The 12,531-nt window shown below is 36.8% G+C and carries 7 protein-coding genes; 2 read left to right on the forward strand and 5 right to left on the reverse strand.

Annotated features, from left to right (window positions below; translation table 11 throughout):
* Window positions 1-3 precede the first annotated feature (3 nt).
* The 4 genes from ctaD to H4J75_RS03145 form a co-directional block, all read right to left on the reverse strand.
* Window positions 4-1,596, reverse strand: coding sequence for a cytochrome c oxidase subunit I (gene ctaD, locus H4J75_RS03130; protein WP_182214468.1), 1,593 nt, complete (start codon window positions 1,594-1,596; stop codon window positions 4-6).
* Window positions 1,597-1,607: 11 nt separating this feature from the next.
* A complete protein-coding gene (gene coxB, locus H4J75_RS03135; RefSeq protein ID WP_404842493.1) occupies window positions 1,608-3,164 on the reverse strand; it encodes a cytochrome c oxidase subunit II in 1,557 nt (518 codons plus the stop codon).
* Window positions 3,165-3,729: 565 nt separating this feature from the next.
* Window positions 3,730-4,365 (reverse strand): transcriptional repressor LexA, encoded by a 636-nt coding sequence (gene lexA, locus H4J75_RS03140; protein WP_182175283.1) that lies wholly within the window; start codon window positions 4,363-4,365, stop codon window positions 3,730-3,732.
* A gap of 76 nt (window positions 4,366-4,441) precedes the next feature.
* Window positions 4,442-5,260 carry an alpha/beta fold hydrolase gene (locus H4J75_RS03145; protein WP_310733553.1) on the reverse strand — a complete coding sequence of 273 codons (819 nt, stop codon included), beginning with the start codon at window positions 5,258-5,260 and terminating at the stop codon, window positions 4,442-4,444.
* A gap of 375 nt (window positions 5,261-5,635) precedes the next feature.
* On the opposite strand from H4J75_RS03145, the gene H4J75_RS03150 reads away from it, so the two are divergent.
* Window positions 5,636-6,166, forward strand: coding sequence for a DUF6942 family protein (locus H4J75_RS03150; protein WP_182214469.1), 531 nt, complete (start codon window positions 5,636-5,638; stop codon window positions 6,164-6,166).
* 120 nt (window positions 6,167-6,286) lie between these two features.
* A complete protein-coding gene (locus tag H4J75_RS03155; RefSeq protein WP_259366370.1) occupies window positions 6,287-9,286 on the forward strand; it encodes an ATP-binding protein in 3,000 nt (999 codons plus the stop codon).
* Between the two features lie 17 nt (window positions 9,287-9,303).
* Here the strand turns inward: H4J75_RS03155 and H4J75_RS03160 are convergent, their stop codons facing one another.
* Window positions 9,304-12,468 carry a two-component regulator propeller domain-containing protein gene (locus H4J75_RS03160; RefSeq protein ID WP_310733588.1) on the reverse strand — a complete coding sequence of 1,055 codons (3,165 nt, stop codon included), beginning with the start codon at window positions 12,466-12,468 and terminating at the stop codon, window positions 9,304-9,306.
* Window positions 12,469-12,531 lie beyond the last annotated feature (63 nt).

A 12,531-nucleotide genomic window follows, 5' to 3' on the forward strand; every position in this document is an offset into this window, starting at 1 on the left:
AACTTAATCAATTTTTGGTGGTGTTGAAAATGTATGGTACGGAGCAGGACTTGCAACAGTCCACTCTAAACCTTCAGCGCCATCCCAAGGTTTAGCCGATGCTTTCTCTCCACCTCTAATACACTTAATGACTACCGCTAAGAATATTAGTTGCGAAAGACCAAAGGCAAAACCACCAATACTGACCCACTTGTTGAAATCAGCAAACTGCAACGCATAATCTGGAATACGACGAGGCATGCCCGCTAATCCTAAAAAGTGCATAGGGAAGAATAGTAAATTAACTGAAATCAGTGAACACCAAAAATGCCATTTAGCTAACGACTCGTTATACATATGACCTGTCCATTTTGGCAACCAGAAGTATGCACCAGCATAAATCGAGAATAATGAACCGGTAACTAATACATAATGAAAATGAGCAACAACAAAGTAGGTATCATGGTATTGGAAATCAACAGGTGTTAATGCCAACATCAAACCAGAGAATCCGCCTATAGTAAATAAGATGACAAACGCGATAGAAAATAACATCGGCGTTTCAAAGCTCATTGAACCACGCCACATAGTTGCGACCCAGTTGAACACTTTAACACCCGTAGGTACGGCAATTAACATGGTGCAATACATGAAGAACAGTTCACCAAATAACGGCATACCTGTCGTGAACATGTGATGCGCCCAAACAATAAATGACAACACAGCAATCGATGCCGTTGCATAAACCATTGAGCTGTAGCCAAATAACTTCTTACGAGCAAACGCTGGGATAATTGTCGAAACAATACCAAAAGCAGGTAAAATCATGATGTAAACTTCAGGATGCCCGAAGAACCAGAAAAGATGCTGGAACAATACCGGATCACCGCCACCAGCGGCATCAAAGAAACTAGTACCAAAATAAGTGTCGGTTAACAACATAGTTACCACACCTGCGAGCACGGGCATCACCGCAATCAATAAGTACGCGGTAATAAAAAATGTCCAAACAAACAATGGCATTTTCATGTAAGTCATACCAGGCGCACGCATATTCATAATAGTAACAACAATATTAATTGCGCCCATTATTGATGAGATACCCATAATATGAACAGCAAAAACAAAAAATGCCGTACTACCATTTGAATAGGTTGTAGAAAGTGGTGCGTAGAATGTCCAACCAAAGTTAGGCGCACCTGACTCCATAAAGAATGTAGACAAAAGAATCCCAAAAGCAAAAGGTAGAATCCAGAAGCTCCAGTTATTCATACGTGGTAAGGCCATATCTGGAGCACCAATCATCATAGGTATCATCCAGTTAGCAAACCCGGTAAAGGCCGGCATAATTGCACCAAATACCATGATCAAACCATGTACGGTTGTTAGCTGATTGAAAAAATCAGGCTCCACTATTTGTAAACCGGGTTGGAATAACTCGGCTCGAATAACCATGGCTAAAGCGCCGCCGGTTAATAGCATAATAAAAGCAAACCATAGATATAACGTACCTATATCTTTATGGTTTGTCGTGTACAACCAACGTTTGATGCCTTTCATTTTATGGTCATCATGATGATCGTCGTGCGATTCTTGTTCTATAACGTCTGTAGTCATTTTATATCCTCCTACTTCGCACTAGCAGCATCAACAGCTGCAGGTTGTACTAAATCACCGGTGTTATTGCCCCAAGCATTACGCTCATAAGTAACAACTGCCGCTATTTCGGTTTTAGTTAACTGGCTACCAAAAGCAGCCATAGCAGGGTTTTTCTTACTGCCATTAATAACCATATCTATATGCACAGCAATATCACCCAGTGCAATTGCACTACCTTTTAGTGCTGGAAATGCCGGAGGTAAACCCGCACCAGAAACTTGATGACAAGCAGCACAAGCTTTCATGTAAACTTGCTCACCCATAACCATCAGTTCATCTTCGCTGTACACTTTAGTTAGATCTTCTACTGGGGCTTCTTCAGCAACCATTTCAGCAACTGCTACCGGTGTTTCTGTGTCATTGCCTGATCCCTTAGCAGCACCTTTAACATCAGCGGCTTGTACGGCATCACCGGTATTGTTACCCCAAGCATTACGCTCGTAGGTCACAACTGCAGCAATTTGCTTCATACTTAACTGCTTACCATAAGCTTGCATACCTGTACCCGCTTTACCATTGAGTACAATATCAATATGCGCGGCAATACTACCCGTAGCAACTGGACTTCCTTTAAGTGCAGGAAATGCAGGAGGTAGACCAGCACCAGAAACTTGATGACAGGCAGCACAGTGGGCAATATAGGTAGTTTCACCCAAGGTCATCAATTCATCCATTGATGCGGAAGCGTTAAGAGATGCTTTCTCAGCAGCAGCGGCTTGAGCGTTGAGTTGGTGTTGTTCATCAAGCCATTTTGCATAGTCTGCTTCAGACTTTACTTCGACAACAATTGGCATAAAACCATGGTCTTTGCCACAAAGCTCAGCACACTGACCTCGGTATATCCCAGGCTTGTCAACTTTTGTCCATGCTTCATTAATAAATCCTGGGTTAGCATCTTGCTTTACAGCAAAAGCAGGTACCCACCAAGCATGAATAACGTCGTCAGAAGTGATTAAAAATCGTACTTTTTTATTAACTGGAATGACAAGGTGTTTATCAACTTCGAGTAGGTAATTTTCACCTTTGACTTTATCGCCAGCATCAACATTAAGGTGTTTACCTTCTTGTGTTTCATACTGTGATCTTGGCGTCGATAAAACGGAGTAGAACTCAATATCTTGATCAAAATATTTGTAATGCCATTTCCACTGAGAGGCGGTAACTTGAATGGTAACGTCAGAATCGTCGTTATTTTCCATTTCAATCAGTGTTTTTGTTGCTGGTACAGCCATAGCGATAAGAATGACAATGGGAATTGCTGTCCAGAGGATTTCTACTTTTGTACTTTCATGAAAATCTGCTGATTTAGCCCCTTTGGATTTTCGATGGAAAACCATTGACCAAAACATAGCACCAAAAACGACCACACCAATTGCTACACATATATACATTGCGAGCATATGTAGATCGTAAACATCTCTACTTACTTCTGTTACACCCTTGGTCAGATTTAATTGCATATCTGCCCAAGCTGAACTGGAAAGAACACTCCCCAACAACAGCCAACCTAGGTTACGTCTTTTCACACGACATCTCCTTCACCCTATAAAAGTTTAAAACTTGATACCTAGGACAAAACACATCCTTTAGTACGGATTTTTATTATTTTCTTAGCGATTTTGTTATCAACCAGTTAGCGTCGACAACATCGCCTTATATTTATATTTGTACACATTCCAAACTAGAATTACTTAAAAGTTGATCTGGGTCAATTTAAAAATCGAGCTATTTTAAAATAAAAACCAATAAAAACAATAGAGTATCAACTCTAATACAAGCAAAGGCCTAATAACAAAGGGCTGTAGCCGTAGTATTAAAAATAAACAGCTGAGTATAAATACGCGTATTGCAAAAATTGATCTTGGTTGTTTTTTAATCAGAGAAAGATAAAGTTGTTTGAATGGGCTTTAGAATGAAAATTATTCTTAGTAAAGAGAAAGGTTTGCATGAAAAGAATACGAAAGGTTAGAAAAGCAAACTTTAGCCTATTTTATACACTAAAGTTTGCGGAGCAGTTTGACGTAATTAATACTATATTTGTTAGATAAATTGATTTAGTTACCACCAAGTTTATTGGATAGGTTAACTTAACTACATCCAGTCTGCCGAGCGAATAACGCCAACAGCCAACCCTTCAATATTAAACTCTTGATCAGACAAATCGACTTTTATAGGAGAGAAGTCATCATTTTCTGCATGTAAGTAAACGATGTTACCTTCTCGTTTATAACGTTTAACCGTAACATTTTCTTCGACACGAGCAACAATTACTTGGCCATTCTGTACATCGGTCGTTTGATGAACCGCTAACAAGTCACCATCAAGTATGCCGATATTTTTCATGCTTTCGCCATTAACTCTCAATAAGTAATCAGCAGCTGGGTGGAACAAATTACCATCAACTTTGTAATGATCTTCAACATGCTCTGCAGCTAAAATAGGTTCACCTGCAGCCACTCTGCCGATTAAAGGTAAACCGGCTTCTTCCATTAACTTCTCAGTCAAACGAATGCCGCGAGAAGTACCTGGCAACATTTCTATATAGCCTTTTTTAGCCAAAGCTTTTAAATGTTCCTCTGCTGCATTTGCTGATTTAAAGCCAAAAAACTTGGCTATTTCAGCACGCGTTGGTGGCATGCCCGTATCGCTTATTTTGTCTTTGATCAGATCAAAAACTTGTTGTTGTCGGTTCGTTAGAGGGCGTAATTCGCTGATTTCATTTAGCATAGGGAGCCTGTAAATTTACACAGTTGTTACTGTGAGTATATACAGGTCGTTAGTAAAGGCAAGTTTTCTAGCCGAATTATTTTTGAAAACTCCCTGATTTTAAATAATGGATAACTTGTTCGATAACTTTTTCGTTTTTCATCATAAATGGATGGGTCGTTTCCATTTCAATGTGATCATTCATACCATCAAGTTTGGTACTAGCAACCGAAACTTTACCATCATCTTTATCAGGAATAAGTGTTGATAATATCCAATTAATACTTTGATTACCGGCAATAACACCCAAATCAAAATTAGCATTGCCAAGGTTACTAGGGACACTGAATTCGCCGGTACCTAATTGCATACCCGCATCACCATTGATGAAACTAAAACCAGGTGTATTTTTTAGTTTATCAACAACTTCACTGCCTTTGTTTGGTGGACCTAGCATCACGACTTTATGTAAATTAGGTATTTTATGCATACTTAAATATTGGCGAACTAATATACCGCCCATTGAATGGGTAACAAAGTTAACTTGGCGATTTTCACAAATTAATAGCGCTTTAGAAATCACTTTTTCAGCCAACTCTTCTATCGAATAATCTCTAGAAGGGTAGTTGATATTTATCACAAAATATCCTTCTGCTAACAATCGTTTTTCAATAGCTTTCATGGAGTTAGCCGAACGTGCAAGCCCATGCAGTAAAATTACACATTCACCATTAGCTAAAGAATCTGCTGGCTCTTCAAAAGAAGCTTGAATTTTATAGCCACGTTCAACCGAAGTATCTAAGCTTTCTTGTTCAATCATATTTTTTAAACGAGTTTCTGCATCAGTAATTTTTTTACTAAATTGTTCTTTAAGTAGCGCTAGGTCTGACTTAAGTGCTGCAATTTTTTCATTCATAGCTGCGCTCCATCATTTTTTTTTAGAATTCATTATTGATACTGTAGTCATGTTAAACAGCAGCTAAGCAATATATTTTTAGCTGCCACAAATATAAAATATAAAACAGTTTTCTCCAACAAAATTTGAAGCCATTACCCTTGTAATGTCATTTTTTTCGATAAACTTCTCGCGTGGACCTTTAAATAGCCATAGAAAGCTATACGATATTAACATTTTATATTAGTTATCTGTTAGACATTGATAATCTTCAATCGATCTAACTTTACCAGTAACTACATACATTCAAGCAAAAAAATTTTAAGGACGTTTTACTTGTCTCGATTATAAATTTACAATTCAACATACCCCCCACGTAAAATGAGTTAAGTACCATTGAATGTTATTGGTTTAGGTTGCTCAAACTTTAGCGTCGCCGTTTATATTGGCAATAAACCGAGTATGCTTGAATATCAGCAATTATCTTGTCTATCGCCGCTAACCTTGGGCGAAATAGAGATGGTTAATCAAGCTTGTGGCAATGGTTGGCGGAAAGTTTTCAATGTTTATGCGAAGCTGCTTTACGCACTCGATAAAGAAAAATTCGCTTACTCAACACTTGCGCCAACTTGGCAAAAATATCGAGAGCGATTTTTGCTGCAGCAAGGCTCTCAAACGGCTTTATTATTTTCTCCGCCTCAGTTATCAACCACTAAGCAAACTCTGCATATTATTTGTGGAAAAACCTACGCCAAAAATTTGTTAGCGACAAATCAACTAAACGCTAATTTCACTTGGCTAGATGAACAATTTGCTATTGATAAAGCTAAAAATTTAATTGTGTGTCCCTATTTTGATTATCGGCAATTGTCGAATGCTAATATTGAAAAATTAGCCTTTTTACTCAACGATATAAATAGCCAGTGAAAGCTTTTCATTCATTTATATAGTGTTAAATTAATGTATACTATATTTATTAAAGGAGAAAATAATTAGCCTCATGATTAGGCAACATACTAAACGTCACTTTAATATTGGATCACATCATTGCTATATTTTAATAAAAAAACACTTTTATTTATTACAATAATTTTAACCTTATTACCCTATGCAACGATCACCAGCACTCTTGATATTTCCTCTGCTCTTTTGCTATCACTTCCTACTATATTATTACAGGCTACCGCAGTATTCTTTGTTGTTCATAGCTATTTACAGACCAGATCACGTTCATTAAAATTGTTCTGGCAGTTTTTCTCTCTCGCTATTATCATTGATCTTATTTCGGGTGTTATCTTCGCAGGTAACTACATAAACACCCCCCCGATCCTGCAAGATTTTTTCTCTTTGTTCAGTTACTTTTTTATCTTACTGGCCATAGAAACCAACCCGCATCTCAGCGAAACGCCACTCAATAAATACATTGCGGGTCGAGTGCCAGCACTATTTTTTACAGTCACCTGTTTTTGTTATTTCGTACTGCTGCCAGAAGAGTTTTCAAAAGCGTTAGATCACAGGTTATTACCGTCATTATTATTTCATATCACCATTTCTGGCCTCATTTTTATTAGACTAATCAGCTGTGTTATTTTTTGTCATGAAAAATTTTGGCGCGCTATTTATTGGCCATTAGCCATTGCCTCATTAGCTTTGTTAGTTGATAACACTAATAGTTATTTTCTTCTTCAAGAGCAAGCCCTTTATAAAGACAATTATACGAACAGCTTAATAGCGTTAATCCCATACTGTGGTCTTATTTTTGCCGCAAGTGCATCATTAAACATTCAAAGACCGACCAAACCTATTTCAAAAGATACCTTTCCCGAATTTTACATTTTATTGCTGGTGAGTATTATTTTTAGCATTCATATCGTTGGTTTAGAAGTTGGGGCACACTACATTACAAATTCTTTCTGGCAGTCTTTTGTTATTGGTATTTGGGGCGTTATTGCTTTTATTTTAGTCATTCTTATTGCTTACAATAAAAGAAAAAACACGCTCGAATTCAAGGAAAACGCTTTCACTCAGCAACAAGAACAAAAAGAGTTAATACAGACCAACCATAAATTACTCAGCTCAATTCTTAATAGTGAAGACAAAGCCATTGTCCGAGCATCTAATAATGCTATTTTGACGACATCAACGGGCGGCGAAATATTATCGTCAAACCCTGCCGCAGTTCAATTGTTCCAAAGTTTAGAACATGAATTGAAAGGCACGAATGTCAGCGCACTTTTTTCTGCAGAAGACACTATGCATTACTTTTTTGGCTTCAAAAGTAATGTATACGCCTTACAACGTAAAGATATCGGTATTTCAGTAGAGTGTGCTGCTCGACGTGCCGATGGTACTGAATTCCCAGTTCAGGTTGAATTGCAGTGGGCAGATCGCGAAGAACAACCCCTTATTGTTATTACCTTTATTAATTTAACTTCACGAAAGTTAGCTGAAAAGCAGATGTTAGATTTAAAAGATAAGTTTATTGCGAACATTTCCCATGAGTTTAGGACGCCATTGACAATTATTAATGGCATTTTAGACCAATATCTACTCAAAGCTCACAGTAAAGAAGAAGGGTTGGAACTTACTACCGCTAAGCGTAATGGTTTGCGTTTAGTTCGTATGGTTGAACAACTATTAGAACTCTCTCGCCTTACTGACAACCCTAAGCTTTCATTGTCTACTTATCGATTAAGTCAGTTAATGGCTATGCCAATTGATTCATTTTCACGCTTAGCTAAACAAAATGATTTAAGTTTTGATGCTGAAATATCTGATGACCTTTGGCTAGAATGTGACGCTCAAGGTTTTGAGAAAATCATCTTCAACTTACTTGCTAATGCGATTAAATATACACCTGCTGGCGGTAGTATCAAGGTCAGTGCTTATGTTGATCAAGATAATGTTATTTTAGAGATTACAGATACCGGCATAGGTATTAATCAAGCATCACAAAGTAAAATCTTTGAACGCTTTCAAAGAGCTGATGATGAAAAAAATCATGCTGTTTTTGGTGTGGGTATTGGTTTATCTTTAGTTAATGAATTGGTAAAAGCGCATAACTGGCGTATCAATTTAGTCAGTGAATACAATAAAGGCAGTAAGTTTTCTCTATCAATCCCTTTAGCTACCGCTGTCGAAATAGAAACTCAAGTGCCAATGAGTGTATCTCAAAGCGAAGTATCATCATTGCTGTTAGAACAAAATAATAATAAAACTAAAGCAAAAAATCATTTACATAATGTCGTGTTAGTTATTGAAGATAATCTCGATATGCAAAATCACATAAAACGTGTGGTTGAACAGCAACATCATTGTTTATTAGCAATGAGCGGCGAACAAGGACTGCTCATCGCCGAGGAATATATACCAGACCTTATCGTATGCGATATAATGCTAACGGGCATTGATGGCTTCGAAGTACTTAAACAATTAAAAGAAAATGAACTTACTTCTCATATTCCCGTTATTTTGCTTACCGCCCGTTCAGACTTAGATAGTCGACTTCACGGCCTAAATTTACAAGCAGATGAGTATTTAAGTAAACCTTTCAATCAACAGGAATTATTAATACGTATTGAAAATTTGATTGAAAATCGTAAATTACTCCAGCAGAACTATTTACATAAATTTCGTGACCATCAAAAAGAACAACAAAAAGAAAGTAGCGTAAAAAAAGTGTCGCAGTTAACTCCAAGCGAAAGTGCTATCTTATCCGTTGATGAAAAGTTTATAGAAAAGCTAGAAACCATTGTTGCTAAGATGTACTTGGAAACTGATTTAGGTATTCAAGATCTAGCCAGTAATATGGCGATGAGTGAACGCCAACTGCAGCGAAAAATGAAAGTAACACTGGGCACAACACCTAATAACTTCATTAAAGAGTTCCGTCTAGCAAAAGCACAGATATTGCTACAAAATGGTTCTAAAATTGGCAGAATAGCCTTAGATGTTGGTTTTTCTTCACAAACATATTTTGGTCGATGCTTTAAAGAGTCGTTTAACTGCACCCCAAAACAATATCAACAACAATTCATTAAAAGCTAACCACAAAGCTACTCAGGCTAACCTTGCTTAACTTGGATGTTATGCTTAAGTGTCGCTAGATCAGCGCCTTGAATCACCGCTAAGTAGCTAAAGGGTTGTATCTTAGGTTCACATAAGCCAAGCCAAGCAATCGCTGGCTCTTCGCTTGTTAATGTTAAGCCAAGTTCAATCATCACACTGACTTGATCCCACGATATTTCCATAGGTTGCTCTCTATTAAACGGATAAAAAGAATAAGCAATATTCATCGAAATTTTATCGTCGAATTGTTTTTCAAATTTACTTGCTAACCGCGCTGCTAACTCACCAGCATTGTTGTCTTTTTCATAACCAATAACAGCAAAGGTATCATCGGACCAACGAACAACTAGGTCATCGGTATTTCTGCTAAACAGTAATAAATCAGTAATGTTAATCAACTGGCTATTACTGATATTGGTCAACTCATTAACCTGAACCATTAAGACGTAAAGACGGGGTAAAGTGCTCCGCTGTACTGGTAAAATATTCTGATGAATTTGATTCATCAGCTGGCTAGTTTGCTCAATATAAATATCAAGATAGCGGCGACTTCGTACCCCAGTTACTTTATCTACCGTTGCCGACTTTTCAAGTAGAATATTGGCATGTTCAAGTTCGCTATTTTGCGATTGTAACTTTTGCGTTTTCTCTTTGACCTGCTCTTTAAGGTAAGATTTTTGTAGTTGTTCAACCAATAGTTTTCGATTCAAAAAGCGTGAATAGACTAATAAAGTTAAAGCTACTGCCATGGCATACAATAAATAAGCCCACCAAGTATTCCAAGGTGCTGGTTTAACCGTAATAGCTAATGAATAACCCGGTTCACTCCAAACATTGTCGTTATTTCCAGCAATAATTTGCAGTGTATAACTACCTGCAGGTAAATTTGTATAAGTGGCTCGTCGTGATTTACCTGCAGCTATCCACTCCTCATCAAAGCCTAACAAGCGATACTTATAAAGAGTTGACTCCGGATTGGCATAGTTTAAACCAACATATTCAAAGGAAATCAGCTGATCACTGTAATCAAATTCCAATTGGCTTAAGTTAGATAATTTACTGCCAAGAGGCATAGGTTCATTCAGCTTTAATATACTCGTTAATCGTACTTCTGGAACGGACAAGCTGGTATTAATTTTTTCTGGATTAATAGTGCTCATGCCTTTGCCTGCACCAAAATATAAGGTGTTACCTTTTGAGCGAAATACTGAAGAATGAGTGTATTCTAAATCAACTAAGCCATGAGTCAGATTAAAGTGTTTAAAATTTTTATCACTGATTGAAAACCGAGAAATACCTTTACTGGTACTAAACCAAATATCTTCATTAGCATCTTGGGTGATGCCATATACGGTCAAACTTTTCATGCCATCTTTAGTATTAAGATGGGAAAATGAAAAGTTATTACTGTAACGATCTTCTTGGCTTAATATACTTAAGCCAGCATTTTGAGTGCCAAACCATAGGTTCTTGTCATGATCTAATAGCATTATCCAGGTAAAGTCATCCGAAATACTATTAGGGGTATTTTCATCATGTCTAAAATGAGTAAACGTCCCAAGGGCCGGATCAAAACGATTTAACCCTGCACCAAATGTGGCCAACCATACGATTCCTTGTTCATCAGCCAGCAATTGTAATATGCTATTAGTGCTAGGACCATTTTTAGTGTTTAATTCATTTTTAATAAAACGAGTAAAAGTACCGTTTTCATTATATAAATTTAGTCCTTGTTGAAAAGTAGATATCCAAAGGTTGCCATTAATATCTTTAATAATATCGGTAATACTATTAGCTGAAATAGAATGTTCATCTTTAGCATCATGGATATATCCAGTCACTTTATTGGTTGTTAAATTGACTGAATATAAGCCTGAGCCTCTCGTTCCCACCCATAAAGTGTTGCCATCGGCAAATAGATTCATAATTCTATATTCTGAAAAAGAAGCATTAAAATCGACGGTGGTAATGGAATTATCAGCTTCTGACAACTGATAGATACCACCACCATAGGTACTAAAAAAAAATTTTCCTTGTTCAAATTGCGCAAAACTAGTGATATTGTTATTTTTTAAAATAGGATTTGTTTGCGTACTATATTGTCGAAAGGTTGCCATATTCGGATCCCAACGATTCACACCTGAAAAAGTCCCTACCCACATCATCTTATGGTTGTCTTCAAAAAAAGTAATAACAAAATCATTACTTATACTGTAAGGGTTATTTGGGGAGTTGTTATAGCGACTGAAGTCTTTGGTTTCATTATTATAAATAGATAAGCCACTATCGGTGCCAATCCAAATATTTTGTTCTGAATCCTGATAAATATTACTAATTGCATTACTGCTAATTGTTGACTGAACATTCACATTATCTTGATAGTGAATAAACTGCTCTGTACTTGGTGTATATTTTAATAAACCACTATCAACTGTGCCTATCCAAATATCACCATTAATAGCTAGATATAAACTACTGACAAATTTATTAACATAAGTCGCACTTTTTTGATCGCCATACTTAATCGATTTAATAAAATTTCCCTGTAGATCAAATATCGAAACCCCACCGCCATTAGTACCAATCCAAATTTCTTGGTTACGAGTTTCAATTATTGAAAGTACAGTATTATGGGTCAGGCTATTTGGGTTACCTGATTCTTGAAATATATGCTGAGTTGACCATTTTTCTTCATCTGTACTGAGAACATTCACACCATTTTCGGTAGCTATCCAAATTTTACCTTCACTGTCTTCAAATAAAGCATTTACGGTATCATTGGTCAGTGTGGCATTTTTTGTTTTTCTAGTAAAATGGATAAAATCTTGGCTTTCTGGTCTATATAAATTTAAGCCTCCACCAAAAGTACCGACCCAAAGCCTTTGCTGTTTATCAAAAAGAATACTACTGATCACACTAGAGCTTAGTGAGTTAGGCTGGGTACTATCATGTTGAAAATTTAGTGTTTGATGCCCATCAAAACGGTCTAAGCCTTCCGATGAGCCGAACCACATAAAACCATCTTCATCTTGAGCCATGGTTCTAACAAAGCTATAAGACATTGGGTTATCAATCCCAAAGTTTTTAAATTGCTTAACATCTTGTGCAAATATATTGCAACTAAGGATAATTGATAAGAAAAAGGGGAGTATATTTTTCACAAGATAGCTCTTACTAAGATGAGGGTATATAGAATCTTCTATTATGAAATAAAAAAATAAAAA

Source organism: Colwellia sp. BRX10-1 (assembly GCF_014077545.1).
Classification (GTDB): Bacteria; Pseudomonadota; Gammaproteobacteria; order Enterobacterales; family Alteromonadaceae; genus Colwellia_A.